We start from the raw sequence: 20,150 nt of genomic DNA, 5'->3' as shown, positions 1-20,150 counted from the left end.
ATTGCTAAGGTTAATAGGGAAACACGATAGAATCCGAACAGCACCTAGAGCAGCAGTTGGGGCAATTGGCCCAGTCCACAGGCAGAACCAAATCATGGTTGGCAAACCAAGCTATCCAGGATTATTTGGCGCGAGAAGCCTGGCAGATCACGGAAGTTGAAGCCGCATTGCGTGAAGCGGATGCGGGCGACTTTGTGCCTGAAAAGGAGATGATGGCGAAGTTCAATCGGTGGGGTATCAATGCAGGTTAAATGGCTGCGTAAGGCTGCACTGAACCTTGAGGATGCTCACGATCACTTAGCAAAAGAGAACTCCAGGGTGGCCCAGGAGTTTGTATTAGAGGTGTATCGCTTGGTTCACTTGTTGGTAGATCAGCCAGCAATGGGACGGCCAGGGCGCGTTCCTGGTACACGAGAGCTTGTGGTGCAACCCTATCCGTTCCTCATTCCGTATCGAGTAAAGGGCGAAGAGATCCACATTTTGAGGGTGTTTCATACTCGCTTGCGCCTACCCAGCCACTGGTAGAGGTAAACATAAAAGCGATTATGCGCACCGGGTTTTGGACCCATCACGTGCAATGTCGGCCGTGGACATTGATCCATCCAGCGCCGGTTTGAGACCCCCGCGACGCTTTCTGGATGGGTCCTGCGTTATCATGCGAACAAGTGCCACTCAGACGGAGCAGAACAGCTCTGGTGGGGCCTGTGCGGCGCACGTTGACCGGGTTTGCAGCATGGCGTGACCGATGTTATTGTGTAATTACAAATGCAATTACTTGGTGTATGGCTATGGGCACGATCAATCTTCGCATCGACGACGATCTTAAGACTCGTTCGTATGCTGTCCTTGAAAAACTGGGCGTAACCCCCTCGGAGCTGCTGCGGCAAACCCTGGAGTATGTTGCTTCCCAGGAGCGGTTGCCGTTTCGGACGACCGTGGTAACGGAGGATGAGGAGGCGCTGCTTGCCCTCGTTCGTGAGCGGCTGGCCAGCCCCCAGAAAGGGATCAGGGTGTCGCTGGATGACCTTTGAGCTTGAGTTCGATCCACGAGCGTGGAAGGAGTGGAAGAAGCTGGGTGATACCGTGCGCCAGCAGTTCAAAAAGAAGCTCGCAGAGGTACTGGAGCGACCGAGGGTCGAGGCCAACCGCCTGCATGGGCTGCCGGACTGCTACAAGATCAAGCTGCGTGGGGCGGGTTATCGGTTGGTTTACCAGGTGCAGGATGAGCGGGTGCTGGTATTCGTGGTCGCGGTGGGGAAACGAGAGCGGGAGCAGGTGTATCTGGACGCGGGATCGCGTGTGAATAGCTGATAAATGCCCCTGCTTATCCTGTGCGGATAACGCAGGCACTGCGCGGGTTTGCGGACGTTGCGGCAGCGGCAGCAGTGCGGTAACGTACTGTCCAGAAAAGACAAACCCCGAATCTCTGCGATCAACTTGGCGGAAGAGTGCAGAAAGTTCGGGGCCGTGACTTAATCACATGAGAAGTCTATCACATGGATCACATCAAACAACCCTCCTGCACCGCCAATAAGCGCGGTGCCAGATGGTAAAACCAGCGCTTCTAGCTGCTGCATTCGTCGAACGTCTCCCTCGTCGCCCTTACTGCACTAATGATAAATCGTCAGGGCTGCTCATTCGTCCGCAGGCTACCGCACTGGGCTATCTCCACATCCAGTACAACCCGCCTCCGCATGTATCCTCCTTGGTGTTCGACTTGGACAAGCCGGACGGTTACCACGCGTGGAAGGATGCAGGCTTGCCAGCCCCGCACTGGATCAGCGTTAACCGCACGAACGGCCATGCCCATATCGGGTATATGCTGGCGGCCCCTGTAGCCCGAACCAGTGCAGCACGGCAAAAGCCGTTGCGCTATCTGGCGGCCATAGAACATGTTCTAGCGAAGCGGCTAGGGGCCGACATGGGGTATTCAGGGCTGATCACCAAAAACCCTACCCATAGCGATTGGCTCACTGTCTGGCACCAAATCGAGCCCTACAGCCTCGACTACCTCGCCGAGTTCTGCCCGGATGCCGAGCTGGCGGCCTACAGCCGCCGCAGCCGCCAAGAGGCGAGCGGCCTAGGGCGTAACGTCGCCTTGTTCGATAACGTGCGTGAATGGGCCTATGGCGCGGTGAGGGGGTATTGGCTGCCCAATGGGTACGACGCCTGGGCAAACGCCGTGCAGGCGGCCTGTGGCAGCGCCAACGCCTTTGGGTTGGAGCAGGGCGGGCCGTTGCCTCCCAACGAGATCAAGGCCACGGCCAAGAGCATTGCCCGCTGGGTCTGGCAGCGCTTCAACCCCGCCGCATTCAGCGCCGTGCAGGCGCATCGAGGAGCCAAGGGGGGCAAGGTATCGAAGGGCGGGGGCAGGCCAAGGGATAGCGGCAGAGCGGCTGAGCTGTTACCGGAGGTACTGCGGCTCAAGGGGTTGGGGTACAGCAATCGGGACATTGCCGAGGATTTAGGGATCGGTTCGGCAAGTGTTAGCCGCTACCTCTCCAAAATCTCGCCAGAGTGATCCAGAAACAAGCCTTATCAGATAACAGCGCCCGCAGGGCGTTGTTATCGCCCTAAATGAATCTTTATAGAGAGCGGCTTGGCGAGGGGGGTAACTGCGTCCGCCCGTCCATCAGGGGCTTGTCCCCCTGTGGGCGGCAGCTGTTATCCCCGGAGCTGTCCTCTTTCTGCGGTTCGGATGGCTGCCAGGATCTCCCCGGCCTGCTCCGGGGTGAGCACTACAGCAGACCCTCCATCCCGGATCGCCTGGAGCTGGGCCGATAGGCCGTCCAGGTGCGCCCGATTAATCGTCACTGTGACGCTAATTCCCTGCTGTTTGGCACGGTAGGCGGCCTGACGTTCTGCCCCGCTCTTGGCGCCCCCGGTCTTTGGCCTGCCTCTGCGCCGCTTCACGCCGAACATGTCCACTGTGCCCAGATCTGCGGTGTCCTTCATGACCTATTTCCTGTCACTGTAACGGTAATTGATTATGTGTCACTGTGACGATAATTGGCAAGTTGCCGACCCCCTGTTTTTTTGCTGTACTGGCATTAAGCCAGCCTACCCGTATTACGTTGCTGCGCAACTACATACGGGGCTGTTGAGGGGCGCTGCCCCTTCAATCCCCCACCCCAAAACCACACCGGAGGCACCGTGGCCAAAGTCCCGAGAAGCACGACCGTGAGCGTCCGAATAGACCAGGCCACGGCGGAGGTATGGCGCCAGCAGGCGACCTCTGCTGGCCTCAGTGTATCGGACTGGATCAGGGGGGCGGTCGATGCTGGGCAGCAGACGCACATCCCCACGCCCCGCAAGCGCCCCTCACGCCCCCCACGGGATACCAGCAACGATGCTGACCCCGCTTTGATGCGGCAACTGGCCGCGCTTGGCTCGAACCTGAATCAGGTCGCTCGGGCACTCAACGAGTGCCGGAGTAAGGGTGATCGGATGCCGGTGTTAGAGGCGCTGGCCTATCTGCGGAGCATCGAGGCCGAGGCGGCCAAGTTGCTCCCCCGGCTACCGCCCCCACCCAAACCAAAGGCAAAGGGGGACGACGATGCACATTAAGTTTATGGCCCACGGCACAGGCTCTGGCGCTGCTGCCAGTGCCTACCTGATGGGGGATCTAGACCACAAGGGGGTTGCTCGGGCAGGCGTTGAGGTGCTGCGGGGAGACCCGGTGTTGTTCGGTGCCTTGGCCGACTCTCTGCCGTTCCAGCAGCGGTATACCAGCGCCGTTATCTCTTGGGCTACCGAAGAGGCACCGACAGAGGATGAAATCAACGCCGTGCTGGACGACTTCGAGAAGTTGGCTTTTGCCGGACTGGACAGGCAGGACGTACACCTGACCGCCGTCCTGCACCGCGAGGAAGATGGCGGTGTGCATGTCCACATCCTGATCCCCCGCGTTCACCTGGGCACGGGAAAATCCCTGAACGTAGCCCCGCCAGGTCAACGGAGCCACTTCGATTCGCTGCGGAACAAATGGAACTACGGAAAGGGCTGGGCACGGCCAGACGACCCGCTCAGGCGGCGGCCTGTGCAGCCCAGCTTTGACGTCTACAGGGACGCCAACGACCGCAAGGCAATCAAGAAACAGGTCTCGGAGTACCTGCTGGGGTTCATCGCCCAAGGGGTGATCACCAACGCCGCTGATCTGCGGCGAAAGGTCGTGGAAATGGGATGCGAAATCACGCGATCCGGTGCCGATCATCTCAGTATCAAGCCAGAGGGATACCCGAAGGCAATCAGACTCAAAGGGGAGATTTATGGAGCATCTTGGACAGTCGAAAACACTCTTGAGCGAGAGGATCGCGCAGCAGAAGCTCGCCGAACAGGTAGAGGCGGAACGGTGGACAAGGGAGCTGCACGATTCTGTCAGGAGCGAATTGATAAAGCTTGTGAAAGGCGAGCTGGATACAACCGTCAGCAATATGAAGGCCGCGACCGCACCGCTGAGATCGGCCATGAGGCAGTCCAGGAGGGAGGCCCTGTTGCTGAGGCGATTTTCCGGCATTTGGTGGAAAGCGTGTCTGATCGGCGCGTGCCTGTCATTGGGGCTCGGGTTCGGGAGCTGGGGGTTGTTGAGCTGGCTCGGCAGCGAGATCCAGCAGCGGATCACGACGCTCGAAGCCATCAAGGGGGTGGAGGTCATCGAGAGCAACGGCAAGGTGTACCTAGCAGCCCCCCAACTCGGGACTTTGATCAACATGAAAGACGGTCGCAAAGCCGTGGAGGTGCAGTGAATGACGGAACTGGAACGGATCTTGGTCGGCAGGCTGGAGCAAATCGAGACGACACACAGAGAGCAGACCGCGGCCTTGACGCTGCAATTACAGGAGCAGAGGCGCTCTTTGGCCGAGTATCAGGAGCACTTAAACGGGGTACTCAGCGACTTCGAGACGCTGTGCGGGGGTCTACAGCACGACTTCGGGGAGCTGTTGAACGCCGTGGAGACATCAGAGGCCACGACCAAGATAACGCTAGGTCGATTGAACACCAGTGTCGGGAGCTTGATGGGCGCGCTGAATACCTTGCTCAATGCGCGGAGCAAGTAGCGGCACTGGCGAAAGTGGAGAAGGCGAAGGGGCTAAGGATTGGGGGGCTTGGCATGTAAATCTGGTCGAAACCGAACCCCGCAAGATCCGGCCCTCAAACGGCCCTCAATGCGTCGCAAACTTTCAGGCCATAAACGGGTCAGGCAGGGGGAAGAAACGCGCCAGAATGCGGCTCAGGCGGTCGATTTTCGGCAGGGTGTCGATTTTGCCAGGTGAAGTCGGCTATTAAACATAATGGGCATTATGCGCTGACAGATTGGCATGGTGGCTTGCAATTGTGGAAGACAGTTCTTTATTCTGTTTACCATACTTTCAGTATGGCGACAGTCGTTATGGAGTAGCGTTAATACTACTCAAATAGTATGGCTTGCATTGTAGGTTCTCGTAGTAGTCCAATGTGCTACATTCACAATTTCTGATGCTGTGCAACGGTCGGTTTCACGTCTAGGAATTGGGGGCATACAGTTACCATTACCATTTAAAGAAATGGCTGTGAATTGCTCTGATTTTTCGGGTGGGCAGCCCTGCCGGGATAGAAAAACCTCAGTATAGTCAGTGCAACTACATACAATCCGCATCCAACTATCCACACCCAACCATTCCAAGATTCGTGGGTTGCACTATACAAAAATGCAAAAATAAGTGGACCGATTACACCCGTGAGGTGTGTCAAACTGGTCAGCAACCCTTGCAATTGTCCTTGTGCTACCTGACCGACACGAACAGATATAATTCCCTGCAAAGCGGGAAGAGTTATGCCACCACAAGCGAGTAACAGCACAACTGGCCAAACCATCCAGCTTTGCGTAATGACTGCCAATAAAAGTAGGCCACAGCCATCAGCCAAGATGCCAACCACGATAGCTTTCTGATCTCCCAAATGTTTAGCGATAAAACCAGCAGCAAGTCCTTGAAACAGTGCGTGTGTAAGCCCAAACACAGCCAATGAAACACCGACCATTACGCCATCCCATACGAAGCGCTCTTCTCCGAATAAAACCCATAATGTTGCAGGGATTTGGCCAATCAATTGAATGATGAAAAAGACAACTAGCAATCCCGATAATGGGGAGATCATCTCGCGTATGGAGGATGTGGTTTCATTGATTGTTTCATTCTTTATCTCGTCACTAACCTGATTAGCATTATGGGTCTCATGTAAAATGAATAGGGAGACCAGAAATGCCAGCCCGTTAATAGCAGCAGCGAACATAAACGGTGCCTGTACCGAAAGTTGACCTGCAAAACCACCAATGACTGGTCCAGCAATCATACCGCCACCAAAACAGGCACCCATCATACCAAACCAATGTGTCCTGGATTCCTCAGGTGTGACATCGGCAATTGTTGAGGCTGCAACAGCTCCAGTCGCACCGGTAATACCAGCAATTAAGCGTCCCAGATACAACACCCACACTACGCTGGCTGTTGCCATTAATGCGTAGTCCAGTGTTGCACCTAAAAGTGAAAGTAATAATACAGGGCGACGACCTATGCGATCTGACCAGCGGCCGAGAAGAGGGGCAAAAATCACTTGCATCATTGCATACAGCGCCAATAAAACACCGTAGTTCTCCGCAACATTAGCCTTTCCAACAAACTCCCGTAATAACGCCGGTAAGACAGGCATAATTATGCCAATCCCCATGGCATCTAAAAAAATGATGACCAGTGCCATCATCACAGTGCGGTTCATAGTTAACGCTCTCTATCGGTGATAGGGTTTGAAAAGTAACTCTATCAGTGATAGATTGTCAACAGCGAAAGGAGATAGTGATGGCACGACTAAGCTTGGACGACGTAATTTCAATGGCGCTCACCCTGCTGGACAGAGAGGGGCTAGAGGGCCTGACTACGCGTAAGCTGGCGCAGTCCCTCAAAATTGAGCAACCGACTCTGTATTGGCACGTGCGCAACAAGCAGACCCTTATGAACATGCTTTCAGAGGCAATACTGGTGAAGCATCACACCCGTTCAGTACCGTTACCGACTGAGAGTTGGCAGCAGTTTCTCCAGGAAAATGCTCTGAGTTTCCGTAAAGCATTATTGGTCCATCGTGATGGAGCCCGATTGCATATAGGGACCTCTCCTACGCCCCCCCAGTTTGAACAAGCAGAGGCGCAACTACGCTGTCTATGCGATGCAGGGTTTTCGGTCGAGGAGGCTCTTTTCATTCTGCAATCTATCAGCCATTTTACGCTGGGTGCAGTATTGGAAGAGCAAGCCACAAACCCGACAGAATACAATACAGTGATGGACGCTGTGCCACCATTATTACAGGAGGCATTTAATGTTCAGACGAGAACCACTGCTGAAACGGCCTTCCATTTCGGGCTGAAATCATTAATAGTTGGATTCTCTGCACAATTAGATGAAAAATATATGTCCATCCAGGGTAATAATAAATGATGCTGTCTATGGGGCAGTACTAACGGTAGTAATTTTAAATCTATCGCCAGTGATTTTTATTTTTCACGCGACAAATATTCTTGAAAATGTGTATGTGCATAGCCTTTGATAAATTAGGGAGATCCGAACAAGAGGGGGATTTCTTTGCGGGTCTGGCGGTGTTTGCCATTGAACTCGTAGTCAGCGAAGGTCAGTTGATGGCTCACGTTGGTTCTCATCCATGGTACTAAGAAAATCTGATGATCTCGTGTCAAGGATTTGTTCGCACCCTCCCCATCACGTCAAATAGAGCCTGTTTTCCAACTTAAATGTCCTGTTTGCTCACGGAGCAGATGTAGTATTACTTTTGAGTTTCCAACTTAAATGTCACATTTGGTATCGTTAACTCATTGAATACTTTGATCTGCCAGTTTCCAACTTAAATGGTTGTGATCAGTTTTCTTCAATACTCCCTCGTTGGAATGCTCGCGCAAGTAGGGGGTCGTGTCGAGTTTGTAGCCAAATGCTGACATGTTATCGATGTTCTGACTTTCACCCATTATCAGAATAATAACTCTGCTCTGCTCTGCTCCAGTCTGGATGGAGGGGGCCTCTTTTACATATTTATCCACATTACTTTGACCGCTTAGTTGGTCGGGAACCGTTTTACCTAGGAATATTGACGAGGTTTGAATGGCTGATCGCAGTGCTGAGTAGCGTAGATGGGGAGCATCTTCACTCTTGCTCTTGGCAAGAGCGGATTGAATTACCGGGGCAATCAAGATTAACGAAAAAAAGGCGATCAAGCGGCGGCTGTCGCTTTTTGGCATGGTGGCATGACGTAGTAGCACAATAGGTAACAAAGAGAGCAGAGCGATCAGCAGCGGTAATAGCAAGCTGGGTAGCATGGTGATACCGGTGCGATAGACCTCAGAAAACTCTTCGAAAAAGAGCAAAATTTCGGTTGGTGAGAGCCAGGAGTGATAGATCCCGAGGTGGGCGAGTTGGCTGAAAATGAAGTAGAAAAACAGCGCTGCTGTGATGATGTTGAACCCGCGACTGCGTACCCGCAGGGCGATAAAATAGAAGATAGCGCAGATAAACAGCCCTTCCCCTTTGTTGAAATGGGTTCCAAGGTTCAGGTAGGCGCGATAGCTCGCCTCTAGCAGTAGTGGCAAGGTAGCGGCCAACAGGGGCAGCAGGGCAAATATGGCCCATCGACGAATATGTGGCTTGTTCCAAAAAGTGCGGTTCATGGTCTTAGTTCCTGTTGGCATTTCATTACGATTTGCGACCTTCCCTTGGCCATTGAGGTTGAAGCTTTCCAGATAGGCTGTATCGATTGGGTGAGCGGAGGCTTGCGAACAACTCGATAATTTGGGCATCACGGGCGCATCCAGCGCCGTGCACGATACACCATTACCGCGCATAAGGGGGCGTTACGTTAAATCGGACGCCCTTTTTGCTGCCTGTTGTCCGTGCCTGTCATTCAGTAAAGGTGTAGTATCATGTAAACATTGTGGTTTGGTGGGGTGTGTATGAGTGTTATGTCTGTCCGTTTGCCGGATGAGGTAGAGCAGCAGTTGGGGCAATTGGCCCAGTCCACAGGCAGAACCAAATCATGGTTGGCAAACCAAGCTATCCAGGATTATTTGGCGCGAGAAGCCTGGCAGATCACGGAAGTTGAAGCCGCATTGCGTGAAGCGGATGCGGGCGACTTTGTGCCTGAAAAGGAGATGATGGCGAAGTTCAATCGGTGGGGTATCAATGCAGGTTAAATGGCTGCGTAAGGCTGCACTGAACCTTGAGGATGCTCACGATCACTTAGCAAAAGAGAACTCCAGGGTGGCCCAGGAGTTTGTATTAGAGGTGTATCGCTTGGTTCACTTGTTGGTAGATCAGCCAGCAATGGGACGGCCAGGGCGCGTTCCTGGTACACGAGAGCTTGTGGTGCAACCCTATCCGTTCCTCATTCCGTATCGAGTAAAGGGCGAAGAGATCCACATTTTGAGGGTGTTTCATACTCGCTTGCGCCTACCCAGCCACTGGTAGAGGTAAACATAAAAGCGATTATGCGCACCGGGTTTTGGACCCATCACGTGCAATGTCGGCCGTGGACATTGATCCATCCAGCGCCGGTTTGAGACCCCCGCGACGCTTTCTGGATGGGTCCTGCGTTATCATGCGAACAAGTGCCACTCAGACGGAGCAGAACAGCTCTGGTGGGGCCTGTGCGGCGCACGTTGACCGGGTTTGCAGCATGGCGTGACCGATGTTATTGTGTAATTACAAATGCAATTACTTGGTGTATGGCTATGGGCACGATCAATCTTCGCATCGACGACGATCTTAAGACTCGTTCGTATGCTGTCCTTGAAAAACTGGGCGTAACCCCCTCGGAGCTGCTGCGGCAAACCCTGGAGTATGTTGCTTCCCAGGAGCGGTTGCCGTTTCGGACGACCGTGGTAACGGAGGATGAGGAGGCGCTGCTTGCCCTCGTTCGTGAGCGGCTGGCCAGCCCCCAGAAAGGGATCAGGGTGTCGCTGGATGACCTTTGAGCTTGAGTTCGATCCACGAGCGTGGAAGGAGTGGAAGAAGCTGGGTGATACCGTGCGCCAGCAGTTCAAAAAGAAGCTCGCAGAGGTACTGGAGCGACCGAGGGTCGAGGCCAACCGCCTGCATGGGCTGCCGGACTGCTACAAGATCAAGCTGCGTGGGGCGGGTTATCGGTTGGTTTACCAGGTGCAGGATGAGCGGGTGCTGGTATTCGTGGTCGCGGTGGGGAAACGAGAGCGGGAGCAGGTGTATCTGGACGCGGGATCGCGTGTGAATAGCTGATAAATGCCCCTGCTTATCCTGTGCGGATAACGCAGGCACTGCGCGGGTTTGCGGACGTTGCGGCAGCGGCAGCAGTGCGGTAACGTACTGTCCAGAAAAGACAAACCCCGAATCTCTGCGATCAACTTGGCGGAAGAGTGCAGAAAGTTCGGGGCCGTGACTTAATCACATGAGAAGTCTATCACATGGATCACATCAAACAACCCTCCTGCACCGCCAATAAGCGCGGTGCCAGATGGTAAAACCAGCGCTTCTAGCTGCTGCATTCGTCGAACGTCTCCCTCGTCGCCCTTACTGCACTAATGATAAATCGTCAGGGCTGCTCATTCGTCCGCAGGCTACCGCACTGGGCTATCTCCACATCCAGTACAACCCGCCTCCGCATGTATCCTCCTTGGTGTTCGACTTGGACAAGCCGGACGGTTACCACGCGTGGAAGGATGCAGGCTTGCCAGCCCCGCACTGGATCAGCGTTAACCGCACGAACGGCCATGCCCATATCGGGTATATGCTGGCGGCCCCTGTAGCCCGAACCAGTGCAGCACGGCAAAAGCCGTTGCGCTATCTGGCGGCCATAGAACATGTTCTAGCGAAGCGGCTAGGGGCCGACATGGGGTATTCAGGGCTGATCACCAAAAACCCTACCCATAGCGATTGGCTCACTGTCTGGCACCAAATCGAGCCCTACAGCCTCGACTACCTCGCCGAGTTCTGCCCGGATGCCGAGCTGGCGGCCTACAGCCGCCGCAGCCGCCAAGAGGCGAGCGGCCTAGGGCGTAACGTCGCCTTGTTCGATAACGTGCGTGAATGGGCCTATGGCGCGGTGAGGGGGTATTGGCTGCCCAATGGGTACGACGCCTGGGCAAACGCCGTGCAGGCGGCCTGTGGCAGCGCCAACGCCTTTGGGTTGGAGCAGGGCGGGCCGTTGCCTCCCAACGAGATCAAGGCCACGGCCAAGAGCATTGCCCGCTGGGTCTGGCAGCGCTTCAACCCCGCCGCATTCAGCGCCGTGCAGGCGCATCGAGGAGCCAAGGGGGGCAAGGTATCGAAGGGCGGGGGCAGGCCAAGGGATAGCGGCAGAGCGGCTGAGCTGTTACCGGAGGTACTGCGGCTCAAGGGGTTGGGGTACAGCAATCGGGACATTGCCGAGGATTTAGGGATCGGTTCGGCAAGTGTTAGCCGCTACCTCTCCAAAATCTCGCCAGAGTGATCCAGAAACAAGCCTTATCAGATAACAGCGCCCGCAGGGCGTTGTTATCGCCCTAAATGAATCTTTATAGAGAGCGGCTTGGCGAGGGGGGTAACTGCGTCCGCCCGTCCATCAGGGGCTTGTCCCCCTGTGGGCGGCAGCTGTTATCCCCGGAGCTGTCCTCTTTCTGCGGTTCGGATGGCTGCCAGGATCTCCCCGGCCTGCTCCGGGGTGAGCACTACAGCAGACCCTCCATCCCGGATCGCCTGGAGCTGGGCCGATAGGCCGTCCAGGTGCGCCCGATTAATCGTCACTGTGACGCTAATTCCCTGCTGTTTGGCACGGTAGGCGGCCTGACGTTCTGCCCCGCTCTTGGCGCCCCCGGTCTTTGGCCTGCCTCTGCGCCGCTTCACGCCGAACATGTCCACTGTGCCCAGATCTGCGGTGTCCTTCATGACCTATTTCCTGTCACTGTAACGGTAATTGATTATGTGTCACTGTGACGATAATTGGCAAGTTGCCGACCCCCTGTTTTTTTGCTGTACTGGCATTAAGCCAGCCTACCCGTATTACGTTGCTGCGCAACTACATACGGGGCTGTTGAGGGGCGCTGCCCCTTCAATCCCCCACCCCAAAACCACACCGGAGGCACCGTGGCCAAAGTCCCGAGAAGCACGACCGTGAGCGTCCGAATAGACCAGGCCACGGCGGAGGTATGGCGCCAGCAGGCGACCTCTGCTGGCCTCAGTGTATCGGACTGGATCAGGGGGGCGGTCGATGCTGGGCAGCAGACGCACATCCCCACGCCCCGCAAGCGCCCCTCACGCCCCCCACGGGATACCAGCAACGATGCTGACCCCGCTTTGATGCGGCAACTGGCCGCGCTTGGCTCGAACCTGAATCAGGTCGCTCGGGCACTCAACGAGTGCCGGAGTAAGGGTGATCGGATGCCGGTGTTAGAGGCGCTGGCCTATCTGCGGAGCATCGAGGCCGAGGCGGCCAAGTTGCTCCCCCGGCTACCGCCCCCACCCAAACCAAAGGCAAAGGGGGACGACGATGCACATTAAGTTTATGGCCCACGGCACAGGCTCTGGCGCTGCTGCCAGTGCCTACCTGATGGGGGATCTAGACCACAAGGGGGTTGCTCGGGCAGGCGTTGAGGTGCTGCGGGGAGACCCGGTGTTGTTCGGTGCCTTGGCCGACTCTCTGCCGTTCCAGCAGCGGTATACCAGCGCCGTTATCTCTTGGGCTACCGAAGAGGCACCGACAGAGGATGAAATCAACGCCGTGCTGGACGACTTCGAGAAGTTGGCTTTTGCCGGACTGGACAGGCAGGACGTACACCTGACCGCCGTCCTGCACCGCGAGGAAGATGGCGGTGTGCATGTCCACATCCTGATCCCCCGCGTTCACCTGGGCACGGGAAAATCCCTGAACGTAGCCCCGCCAGGTCAACGGAGCCACTTCGATTCGCTGCGGAACAAATGGAACTACGGAAAGGGCTGGGCACGGCCAGACGACCCGCTCAGGCGGCGGCCTGTGCAGCCCAGCTTTGACGTCTACAGGGACGCCAACGACCGCAAGGCAATCAAGAAACAGGTCTCGGAGTACCTGCTGGGGTTCATCGCCCAAGGGGTGATCACCAACGCCGCTGATCTGCGGCGAAAGGTCGTGGAAATGGGATGCGAAATCACGCGATCCGGTGCCGATCATCTCAGTATCAAGCCAGAGGGATACCCGAAGGCAATCAGACTCAAAGGGGAGATTTATGGAGCATCTTGGACAGTCGAAAACACTCTTGAGCGAGAGGATCGCGCAGCAGAAGCTCGCCGAACAGGTAGAGGCGGAACGGTGGACAAGGGAGCTGCACGATTCTGTCAGGAGCGAATTGATAAAGCTTGTGAAAGGCGAGCTGGATACAACCGTCAGCAATATGAAGGCCGCGACCGCACCGCTGAGATCGGCCATGAGGCAGTCCAGGAGGGAGGCCCTGTTGCTGAGGCGATTTTCCGGCATTTGGTGGAAAGCGTGTCTGATCGGCGCGTGCCTGTCATTGGGGCTCGGGTTCGGGAGCTGGGGGTTGTTGAGCTGGCTCGGCAGCGAGATCCAGCAGCGGATCACGACGCTCGAAGCCATCAAGGGGGTGGAGGTCATCGAGAGCAACGGCAAGGTGTACCTAGCAGCCCCCCAACTCGGGACTTTGATCAACATGAAAGACGGTCGCAAAGCCGTGGAGGTGCAGTGAATGACGGAACTGGAACGGATCTTGGTCGGCAGGCTGGAGCAAATCGAGACGACACACAGAGAGCAGACCGCGGCCTTGACGCTGCAATTACAGGAGCAGAGGCGCTCTTTGGCCGAGTATCAGGAGCACTTAAACGGGGTACTCAGCGACTTCGAGACGCTGTGCGGGGGTCTACAGCACGACTTCGGGGAGCTGTTGAACGCCGTGGAGACATCAGAGGCCACGACCAAGATAACGCTAGGTCGATTGAACACCAGTGTCGGGAGCTTGATGGGCGCGCTGAATACCTTGCTCAATGCGCGGAGCAAGTAGCGGCACTGGCGAAAGTGGAGAAGGCGAAGGGGCTAAGGATTGGGGGGCTTGGCATGTAAATCTGGTCGAAACCGAACCCCGCAAGATCCGGCCCTCAAACGGCCCTCAATGCGTCGCAAACTTTCAGGCCATAAACGGGTCAGGCAGGGGGAAGAAACGCGCCAGAATGCGGCTCAGGCGGTCGATTTTCGGCAGGGTGTCGATTTTGCCAGGTGAAGTCGGCTATTAAACATAATGGGCATTATGCGCTGACAGATTGGCATGGTGGCTTGCAATTGTGGAAGACAGTTCTTTATTCTGTTTACCATACTTTCAGTATGGCGACAGTCGTTATGGAGTAGCGTTAATACTACTCAAATAGTATGGCTTGCATTGTAGGTTCTCGTAGTAGTCCAATGTGCTACATTCACAATTTCTGATGCTGTGCAACGGTCGGTTTCACGTCTAGGAATTGGGGGCATACAGTTACCATTACCATTTAAAGAAATGGCTGTGAATTGCTCTGATTTTTCGGGTGGGCAGCCCTGCCGGGATAGAAAAACCTCAGTATAGTCAGTGCAACTACATACAATCCGCATCCAACTATCCACACCCAACCATTCCAAGATTCGTGGGTTGCACTATACAAAAATGCAAAAATAAGTGGACCGATTACACCCGTGAGGTGTGTCAAACTGGTCAGCAACCCTTGCAATTGTCCTTGTGCTACCTGACCGACACGAACAGATATAATTCCCTGCAAAGCGGGAAGAGTTATGCCACCACAAGCGAGTAACAGCACAACTGGCCAAACCATCCAGCTTTGCGTAATGACTGCCAATAAAAGTAGGCCACAGCCATCAGCCAAGATGCCAACCACGATAGCTTTCTGATCTCCCAAATGTTTAGCGATAAAACCAGCAGCAAGTCCTTGAAACAGTGCGTGTGTAAGCCCAAACACAGCCAATGAAACACCGACCATTACGCCATCCCATACGAAGCGCTCTTCTCCGAATAAAACCCATAATGTTGCAGGGATTTGGCCAATCAATTGAATGATGAAAAAGACAACTAGCAATCCCGATAATGGGGAGATCATCTCGCGTATGGAGGATGTGGTTTCATTGATTGTTTCATTCTTTATCTCGTCACTAACCTGATTAGCATTATGGGTCTCATGTAAAATGAATAGGGAGACCAGAAATGCCAGCCCGTTAATAGCAGCAGCGAACATAAACGGTGCCTGTACCGAAAGTTGACCTGCAAAACCACCAATGACTGGTCCAGCAATCATACCGCCACCAAAACAGGCACCCATCATACCAAACCAATGTGTCCTGGATTCCTCAGGTGTGACATCGGCAATTGTTGAGGCTGCAACAGCTCCAGTCGCACCGGTAATACCAGCAATTAAGCGTCCCAGATACAACACCCACACTACGCTGGCTGTTGCCATTAATGCGTAGTCCAGTGTTGCACCTAAAAGTGAAAGTAATAATACAGGGCGACGACCTATGCGATCTGACCAGCGGCCGAGAAGAGGGGCAAAAATCACTTGCATCATTGCATACAGCGCCAATAAAACACCGTAGTTCTCCGCAACATTAGCCTTTCCAACAAACTCCCGTAATAACGCCGGTAAGACAGGCATAATTATGCCAATCCCCATGGCATCTAAAAAAATGATGACCAGTGCCATCATCACAGTGCGGTTCATAGTTAACGCTCTCTATCGGTGATAGGGTTTGAAAAGTAACTCTATCAGTGATAGATTGTCAACAGCGAAAGGAGATAGTGATGGCACGACTAAGCTTGGACGACGTAATTTCAATGGCGCTCACCCTGCTGGACAGAGAGGGGCTAGAGGGCCTGACTACGCGTAAGCTGGCGCAGTCCCTCAAAATTGAGCAACCGACTCTGTATTGGCACGTGCGCAACAAGCAGACCCTTATGAACATGCTTTCAGAGGCAATACTGGTGAAGCATCACACCCGTTCAGTACCGTTACCGACTGAGAGTTGGCAGCAGTTTCTCCAGGAAAATGCTCTGAGTTTCCGTAAAGCATTATTGGTCCATCGTGATGGAGCCCGATTGCATATAGGGACCTCTCCTACGCCCCCCAGTTTGAACAAGCAGAGGCGCAACTACGCTGTCTATGCGATGCAGGGTTTTCGGTCGAGGAGGCTCTTTTCATTCTGCAATCTATCAGCCATTTTACGCTGGGTGCAGTATTGGAAGAGCAAGCCACAAACCCGACAGAATACAATACAGTGATGGACGCTGTGCCACCATTATTACAGGAGGCATTTAATGTTCAGACGAGAACCACTGCTGAAACGGCCTTCCATTTCGGGCTGAAATCATTAATAGTTGGATTCTCTGCACAATTAGATGAAAAATATATGTCCATCCAGGGTAATAATAAATGATGCTGTCTATGGGGCAGTACTAACGGTAGTAATTTTAAATCTATCGCCAGTGATTTTTATTTTTCACGCGACAAATATTCTTGAAAATGTGTATGTGCATAGCCTTTGATAAATTAGGGAGATCCGAACAAGAGGGGGATTTCTTTGCGGGTCTGGCGGTGTTTGCCATTGAACTCGTAGTCAGCGAAGGTCAGTTGATGGCTCACGTTGGTTCTCATCCATGGTACTAAGAAAATCTGATGATCTCGTGTCAAGGATTTGTTCGCACCCTCCCCATCACGTCAAATAGAGCCTGTTTTCCAACTTAAATGTCCTGTTTGCTCACGGAGCAGATGTAGTATTACTTTTGAGTTTCCAACTTAAATGTCACATTTGGTATCGTTAACTCATTGAATACTTTGATCTGCCAGTTTCCAACTTAAATGGTTGTGATCAGTTTTCTTCAATACTCCCTCGTTGGAATGCTCGCGCAAGTAGGGGGTCGTGTCGAGTTTGTAGCCAAATGCTGACATGTTATCGATGTTCTGACTTTCACCCATTATCAGAATAATAACTCTGCTCTGCTCTGCTCCAGTCTGGATGGAGGGGGCCTCTTTTACATATTTATCCACATTACTTTGACCGCTTAGTTGGTCGGGAACCGTTTTACCTAGGAATATTGACGAGGTTTGAATGGCTGATCGCAGTGCTGAGTAGCGTAGATGGGGAGCATCTTCACTCTTGCTCTTGGCAAGAGCGGATTGAATTACCGGGGCAATCAAGATTAACGAAAAAAAGGCGATCAAGCGGCGGCTGTCGCTTTTTGGCATGGTGGCATGACGTAGTAGCACAATAGGTAACAAAGAGAGCAGAGCGATCAGCAGCGGTAATAGCAAGCTGGGTAGCATGGTGATACCGGTGCGATAGACCTCAGAAAACTCTTCGAAAAAGAGCAAAATTTCGGTTGGTGAGAGCCAGGAGTGATAGATCCCGAGGTGGGCGAGTTGGCTGAAAATGAAGTAGAAAAACAGCGCTGCTGTGATGATGTTGAACCCGCGACTGCGTACCCGCAGGGCGATAAAATAGAAGATAGCGCAGATAAACAGCCCTTCCCCTTTGTTGAAATGGGTTCCAAGGTTCAGGTAGGCGCGATAGCTCGCCTCTAGCAGTAGTGGCAAGGTAGCGGCCAACAGGGGCAGCAGGGCAAATATGGCCCATCGACGAATATGTGGCTTGTTCCAAAAAGTGCGGTTCATGGTCTTAGTTCCTGTTGGCATTTCATTACGATTTGCGACCTTCCCTTGGCCATTGAGGTTGAAGCTTTCCAGATAGGCTGTATCGATTGGGTGAGCGGAGGCTTGCGAACAACTCGATAATTTGGGCATCACGGGCGCATCCAGCGCCGTGCACGATACACCATTACCGCGCATAAGGGGGCGTTACGTTAAATCGGACGCCCTTTTTGCTGCCTGTTGTCCGTGCCTGTCATTCAGTAAAGGTGTAGTATCATGTAAACATTGTGGTTTGGTGGGGTGTGTATGAGTGTTATGTCTGTCCGTTTGCCGGATGAGGTAGAGCAGCAGTTGGGGCAATTGGCCCAGTCCACAGGCAGAACCAAATCATGGTTGGCAAACCAAGCTATCCAGGATTATTTGGCGCGAGAAGCCTGGCAGATCACGGAAGTTGAAGCCGCATTGCGTGAAGCGGATGCGGGCGACTTTGTGCCTGAAAAGGAGATGATGGCGAAGTTCAATCGGTGGGGTATCAATGCAGGTTAAATGGCTGCGTAAGGCTGCACTGAACCTTGAGGATGCTCACGATCACTTAGCAAAAGAGAACTCCAGGGTGGCCCAGGAGTTTGTATTAGAGGTGTATCGCTTGGTTCACTTGTTGGTAGATCAGCCAGCAATGGGACGGCCAGGGCGCGTTCCTGGTACACGAGAGCTTGTGGTGCAACCCTATCCGTTCCTCATTCCGTATCGAGTAAAGGGCGAAGAGATCCACATTTTGAGGGTGTTTCATACTCGCTTGCGCCTACCCAGCCACTGGTAGAGGTAAACATAAAAGCGATTATGCGCACCGGGTTTTGGACCCATCACGTGCAATGTCGGCCGTGGACATTGATCCATCCAGCGCCGGTTTGAGACCCCCGCGACGCTTTCTGGATGGGTCCTGCGTTATCATGCGAACAAGTGCCACTCAGACGGAGCAGAACAGCTCTGGTGGGGCCTGTGCGGCGCACGTTGACCGGGTTTGCAGCATGGCGTGACCGATGTTATTGTGTAATTACAAATGCAATTACTTGGTGTATGGCTATGGGCACGATCAATCTTCGCATCGACGACGATCTTAAGACTCGTTCGTATGCTGTCCTTGAAAAACTGGGCGTAACCCCCTCGGAGCTGCTGCGGCAAACCCTGGAGTATGTTGCTTCCCAGGAGCGGTTGCCGTTTCGGACGACCGTGGTAACGGAGGATGAGGAGGCGCTGCTTGCCCTCGTTCGTGAGCGGCTGGCCAGCCCCCAGAAAGGGATCAGGGTGTCGCTGGATGACCTTTGAGCTTGAGTTCGATCCACGAGCGTGGAAGGAGTGGAAGAAGCTGGGTGATACCGTGCGCCAGCAGTTCAAAAAGAAGCTCGCAGAGGTACTGGAGCGACCGAGGGTCGAGGCCAACCGCCTGCATGGGCTGCCGGACTGCTACAAGATCAAGCTGCGTGGGGCGGGTTATCGGTTGGTTTACCAGGTGCAGGATGAGCGGGTGCTGGTATTCGTGGTCGCGGTGGGGAAACGAGAGCGGGAGCAGGTGTATCTGGACGCGGGATCGCGTGTGAATAGCTGATAAATGCCCCTGCTTATCCTGTGCGGATAACGCAGGCACTGCGCGGGTTTGCGGACGTTGCGGCAGCGGCAGCAGTGCGGTAACGTACTGTCCAGAAAAGACAAACCCCGAATCTCTGCGATCAACTTGGCGGAAGAGTGCAGAAAGTTCGGGGCCGTGACTTAATCACATGAGAAGTCTATCACATGGATCACATCAAACAACCCTCCTGCACCGCCAATAAGCGCGGTGCCAGATGGTAAAACCAGCGCTTCTAGCTGCTGCATTCGTCGAACGTCTCCCTCGTCGCCCTTACTGCACTAATGATAAATCGTCAGGGCTGCTCATTCGTCCGCAGGCTACCGCACTGGGCTATCTCCACATCCAGTACAACCCGCCTCCGCATGCTTGGTGTTCGACTTGGACAAGCCGGACGGTTACCACGCGTGGAAGGATGCAGGCTTGCCAGCCCCGCACTGGATCAGCGTTAACCGCACGAACGGCCATGCCCATATCGGGTATATGCTGGCGGCCCCTGTAGCCCGAACCAGTGCAGCACGGCAAAAGCCGTTGCGCTATCTGGCGGCCATAGAACATGTTCTAGCGAAGCGGCTAGGGGCCGACATGGGGTATTCAGGGCTGATCACCAAAAACCCTACCCATAGCGATTGGCTCACTGTCTGGCACCAAATCGAGCCCTACAGCCTCGACTACCTCGCCGAGTTCTGCCCGGATGCCGAGCTGGCGGCCTACAGCCGCCGCAGCCGCCAAGAGGCGAGCGGCCTAGGGCGTAACGTCGCCTTGTTCGATAACGTGCGTGAATGGGCCTATGGCGCGGTGAGGGGGTATTGGCTGCCCAATGGGTACGACGCCTGGGCAAACGCCGTGCAGGCGGCCTGTGGCAGCGCCAACGCCTT

At 54.3% G+C, this 20,150-nt stretch carries 30 protein-coding genes and 1 pseudogene; 23 read left to right on the top strand and 8 right to left on the bottom strand.

Going from position 1 to position 20,150, the window contains the following annotated elements:
* Nucleotides 1-56 precede the first annotated feature (56 nt).
* From ACTG2U_RS21750 to ACTG2U_RS21730, 5 genes are all read left to right on the top strand, one after another.
* On the top strand, nt 57-251 hold the full coding sequence (locus ACTG2U_RS21750) for a CopG family ribbon-helix-helix protein (RefSeq protein WP_439975152.1): 195 nt from the start codon (nt 57-59) through the stop codon (nt 249-251).
* Nucleotides 241-525 carry a type II toxin-antitoxin system RelE/ParE family toxin gene (locus ACTG2U_RS21745; protein ID WP_017411299.1) on the top strand — a complete coding sequence of 95 codons (285 nt, stop codon included), beginning with the start codon at nt 241-243 and terminating at the stop codon, nt 523-525. The genes ACTG2U_RS21750 and ACTG2U_RS21745 overlap by 11 nt, the downstream gene beginning before the upstream one ends.
* 263 nt (nt 526-788) lie before the next feature.
* Complete coding sequence (locus ACTG2U_RS21740) at nt 789-1,031, top strand: type II toxin-antitoxin system RelB/DinJ family antitoxin (RefSeq protein ID WP_026080514.1); 243 nt, start codon at nt 789-791, stop codon at nt 1,029-1,031.
* Nucleotides 1,021-1,311: a type II toxin-antitoxin system RelE family toxin gene (locus ACTG2U_RS21735; RefSeq protein ID WP_017411297.1), complete on the top strand. Its 291-nt coding sequence runs from the start codon at nt 1,021-1,023 to the stop codon at nt 1,309-1,311. The genes ACTG2U_RS21740 and ACTG2U_RS21735 overlap by 11 nt, the downstream gene beginning before the upstream one ends.
* A 235-nt stretch (nt 1,312-1,546) precedes the next feature.
* Nucleotides 1,547-2,521: a replication initiation protein gene (locus ACTG2U_RS21730; protein WP_014343694.1), complete on the top strand. Its 975-nt coding sequence runs from the start codon at nt 1,547-1,549 to the stop codon at nt 2,519-2,521.
* A 143-nt stretch (nt 2,522-2,664) separates the two neighbouring features.
* On the opposite strand, the gene ACTG2U_RS21725 is transcribed toward ACTG2U_RS21730, so the two are convergent.
* Nucleotides 2,665-2,955 (bottom strand): hypothetical protein, encoded by a 291-nt coding sequence (locus tag ACTG2U_RS21725; protein ID WP_017411295.1) that lies wholly within the window; start codon nt 2,953-2,955, stop codon nt 2,665-2,667.
* 198 nt (nt 2,956-3,153) lie between these two features.
* Between ACTG2U_RS21725 and ACTG2U_RS21720 the strand changes: the two genes are divergently transcribed.
* Nucleotides 3,154-3,567 carry a plasmid mobilization protein gene (locus tag ACTG2U_RS21720; protein ID WP_017411294.1) on the top strand — a complete coding sequence of 138 codons (414 nt, stop codon included), beginning with the start codon at nt 3,154-3,156 and terminating at the stop codon, nt 3,565-3,567.
* A gap of 58 nt (nt 3,568-3,625) precedes the next feature.
* On the opposite strand, the gene ACTG2U_RS21715 is transcribed toward ACTG2U_RS21720, so the two are convergent.
* Entirely contained in the window at nt 3,626-4,213 is a 588-nt protein-coding gene (locus tag ACTG2U_RS21715) for a hypothetical protein (RefSeq protein WP_017411293.1), read from the bottom strand.
* Between the two features lie 55 nt (nt 4,214-4,268).
* On the opposite strand from ACTG2U_RS21715, the gene ACTG2U_RS21710 reads away from it, so the two are divergent.
* Nucleotides 4,269-4,745: a hypothetical protein gene (locus ACTG2U_RS21710; RefSeq protein ID WP_017411292.1), complete on the top strand. Its 477-nt coding sequence runs from the start codon at nt 4,269-4,271 to the stop codon at nt 4,743-4,745.
* Entirely contained in the window at nt 4,746-5,057 is a 312-nt protein-coding gene (locus tag ACTG2U_RS21705; RefSeq protein ID WP_017411291.1) for a hypothetical protein, read from the top strand.
* Between the two features lie 478 nt (nt 5,058-5,535).
* Here ACTG2U_RS21705 and tet(E) (ACTG2U_RS21700) read toward each other — a convergent pair whose 3' ends face one another.
* Nucleotides 5,536-6,753 (bottom strand): tetracycline efflux MFS transporter Tet(E), encoded by a 1,218-nt coding sequence (gene tet(E), locus ACTG2U_RS21700; protein ID WP_017411290.1) that lies wholly within the window; start codon nt 6,751-6,753, stop codon nt 5,536-5,538.
* 80 nt (nt 6,754-6,833) lie between these two features.
* Between tet(E) (ACTG2U_RS21700) and ACTG2U_RS21695 the strand changes: the two genes are divergently transcribed.
* Nucleotides 6,834-7,466 carry a tetracycline resistance transcriptional repressor TetR(E) gene (locus tag ACTG2U_RS21695; RefSeq protein ID WP_017411289.1) on the top strand — a complete coding sequence of 211 codons (633 nt, stop codon included), beginning with the start codon at nt 6,834-6,836 and terminating at the stop codon, nt 7,464-7,466.
* A gap of 386 nt (nt 7,467-7,852) precedes the next feature.
* Here ACTG2U_RS21695 and ACTG2U_RS21690 read toward each other — a convergent pair whose 3' ends face one another.
* Nucleotides 7,853-8,830, bottom strand: a complete 978-nt coding sequence (locus ACTG2U_RS21690; protein ID WP_335844577.1) for a hypothetical protein — start codon at nt 8,828-8,830, stop codon at nt 7,853-7,855.
* Between the two features lie 153 nt (nt 8,831-8,983).
* Here ACTG2U_RS21690 and relB (ACTG2U_RS21685) point away from each other — a divergent pair, with 153 nt between their 5' ends.
* The 5 genes from relB (ACTG2U_RS21685) (at nt 8,984) to ACTG2U_RS21665 (ending at nt 11,493) form a co-directional block, all read left to right on the top strand.
* Complete coding sequence (gene relB, locus ACTG2U_RS21685; protein WP_016946643.1) at nt 8,984-9,223, top strand: type II toxin-antitoxin system RelB family antitoxin; 240 nt, start codon at nt 8,984-8,986, stop codon at nt 9,221-9,223.
* Nucleotides 9,213-9,497: a type II toxin-antitoxin system RelE/ParE family toxin gene (locus ACTG2U_RS21680; protein WP_017411299.1), complete on the top strand. Its 285-nt coding sequence runs from the start codon at nt 9,213-9,215 to the stop codon at nt 9,495-9,497. The genes relB (ACTG2U_RS21685) and ACTG2U_RS21680 overlap by 11 nt, the downstream gene beginning before the upstream one ends.
* Before the next feature lie 263 nt (nt 9,498-9,760).
* Nucleotides 9,761-10,003 (top strand): type II toxin-antitoxin system RelB/DinJ family antitoxin, encoded by a 243-nt coding sequence (locus ACTG2U_RS21675; protein WP_026080514.1) that lies wholly within the window; start codon nt 9,761-9,763, stop codon nt 10,001-10,003.
* On the top strand, nt 9,993-10,283 hold the full coding sequence (locus ACTG2U_RS21670) for a type II toxin-antitoxin system RelE family toxin (RefSeq protein ID WP_017411297.1): 291 nt from the start codon (nt 9,993-9,995) through the stop codon (nt 10,281-10,283). The genes ACTG2U_RS21675 and ACTG2U_RS21670 overlap by 11 nt, the downstream gene beginning before the upstream one ends.
* A 235-nt stretch (nt 10,284-10,518) precedes the next feature.
* Nucleotides 10,519-11,493, top strand: a complete 975-nt coding sequence (locus ACTG2U_RS21665; protein ID WP_014343694.1) for a replication initiation protein — start codon at nt 10,519-10,521, stop codon at nt 11,491-11,493.
* Between the two features lie 143 nt (nt 11,494-11,636).
* On the opposite strand, the gene ACTG2U_RS21660 is transcribed toward ACTG2U_RS21665, so the two are convergent.
* Nucleotides 11,637-11,927 carry a hypothetical protein gene (locus tag ACTG2U_RS21660; protein WP_017411295.1) on the bottom strand — a complete coding sequence of 97 codons (291 nt, stop codon included), beginning with the start codon at nt 11,925-11,927 and terminating at the stop codon, nt 11,637-11,639.
* A gap of 198 nt (nt 11,928-12,125) precedes the next feature.
* Here ACTG2U_RS21660 and ACTG2U_RS21655 point away from each other — a divergent pair, with 198 nt between their 5' ends.
* The gene (locus ACTG2U_RS21655; protein ID WP_017411294.1) at nt 12,126-12,539 is read left to right on the top strand and encodes a plasmid mobilization protein; all 414 of its coding nucleotides are present in this window, start codon (nt 12,126-12,128) and stop codon (nt 12,537-12,539) included.
* Nucleotides 12,540-12,597: 58 nt separating this feature from the next.
* On the opposite strand, the gene ACTG2U_RS21650 is transcribed toward ACTG2U_RS21655, so the two are convergent.
* Nucleotides 12,598-13,185: a hypothetical protein gene (locus ACTG2U_RS21650; RefSeq protein WP_017411293.1), complete on the bottom strand. Its 588-nt coding sequence runs from the start codon at nt 13,183-13,185 to the stop codon at nt 12,598-12,600.
* 55 nt (nt 13,186-13,240) lie between these two features.
* Here ACTG2U_RS21650 and ACTG2U_RS21645 point away from each other — a divergent pair, with 55 nt between their 5' ends.
* Together ACTG2U_RS21645 and ACTG2U_RS21640 are read left to right on the top strand one after the other, a co-directional pair.
* Nucleotides 13,241-13,717: a hypothetical protein gene (locus tag ACTG2U_RS21645; RefSeq protein ID WP_017411292.1), complete on the top strand. Its 477-nt coding sequence runs from the start codon at nt 13,241-13,243 to the stop codon at nt 13,715-13,717.
* Nucleotides 13,718-14,029, top strand: coding sequence for a hypothetical protein (locus ACTG2U_RS21640; RefSeq protein ID WP_017411291.1), 312 nt, complete (start codon nt 13,718-13,720; stop codon nt 14,027-14,029).
* A gap of 478 nt (nt 14,030-14,507) precedes the next feature.
* Here the strand turns inward: ACTG2U_RS21640 and tet(E) (ACTG2U_RS21635) are convergent, their stop codons facing one another.
* Nucleotides 14,508-15,725 (bottom strand): tetracycline efflux MFS transporter Tet(E), encoded by a 1,218-nt coding sequence (gene tet(E) / locus ACTG2U_RS21635; RefSeq protein WP_017411290.1) that lies wholly within the window; start codon nt 15,723-15,725, stop codon nt 14,508-14,510.
* Nucleotides 15,726-15,805: 80 nt separating this feature from the next.
* Here tet(E) (ACTG2U_RS21635) and ACTG2U_RS21630 point away from each other — a divergent pair.
* A pseudogene (locus tag ACTG2U_RS21630) lies at nt 15,806-16,437 on the top strand (TetR/AcrR family transcriptional regulator C-terminal domain-containing protein).
* A gap of 386 nt (nt 16,438-16,823) precedes the next feature.
* On the opposite strand, the gene ACTG2U_RS21625 reads toward ACTG2U_RS21630, so the two are convergent.
* Complete coding sequence (locus ACTG2U_RS21625) at nt 16,824-17,801, bottom strand: hypothetical protein (protein WP_335844577.1); 978 nt, start codon at nt 17,799-17,801, stop codon at nt 16,824-16,826.
* Between the two features lie 153 nt (nt 17,802-17,954).
* Between ACTG2U_RS21625 and relB (ACTG2U_RS21620) the strand changes: the two genes are divergently transcribed.
* The 5 genes from relB (ACTG2U_RS21620) to ACTG2U_RS21600 form a co-directional block, all read left to right on the top strand.
* Nucleotides 17,955-18,194 carry a type II toxin-antitoxin system RelB family antitoxin gene (gene relB, locus ACTG2U_RS21620; protein WP_016946643.1) on the top strand — a complete coding sequence of 80 codons (240 nt, stop codon included), beginning with the start codon at nt 17,955-17,957 and terminating at the stop codon, nt 18,192-18,194.
* A complete protein-coding gene (locus ACTG2U_RS21615) occupies nt 18,184-18,468 on the top strand; it encodes a type II toxin-antitoxin system RelE/ParE family toxin (RefSeq protein ID WP_017411299.1) in 285 nt (94 codons plus the stop codon). The genes relB (ACTG2U_RS21620) and ACTG2U_RS21615 overlap by 11 nt, the downstream gene beginning before the upstream one ends.
* A 263-nt stretch (nt 18,469-18,731) precedes the next feature.
* Nucleotides 18,732-18,974 (top strand): type II toxin-antitoxin system RelB/DinJ family antitoxin, encoded by a 243-nt coding sequence (locus ACTG2U_RS21610; protein ID WP_026080514.1) that lies wholly within the window; start codon nt 18,732-18,734, stop codon nt 18,972-18,974.
* Nucleotides 18,964-19,254, top strand: coding sequence for a type II toxin-antitoxin system RelE family toxin (locus tag ACTG2U_RS21605; RefSeq protein ID WP_017411297.1), 291 nt, complete (start codon nt 18,964-18,966; stop codon nt 19,252-19,254). Before ACTG2U_RS21610 ends, ACTG2U_RS21605 begins: the two co-directional genes overlap by 11 nt.
* A gap of 390 nt (nt 19,255-19,644) precedes the next feature.
* Nucleotides 19,645-20,150, top strand: a 506-nt coding sequence (locus tag ACTG2U_RS21600) for a replication initiation protein (RefSeq protein ID WP_439975151.1), incomplete at its 3' end; no start/stop codon positions are given.

Source organism: Aeromonas sp. 95A, assembly GCF_051919235.1.
Lineage (GTDB): Bacteria > Pseudomonadota > Gammaproteobacteria > Enterobacterales > Aeromonadaceae > Aeromonas > Aeromonas veronii.
Note: the sequence above shows the minus strand (reverse complement) of the source record. Positions and strands in the feature narration are given on the sequence as shown.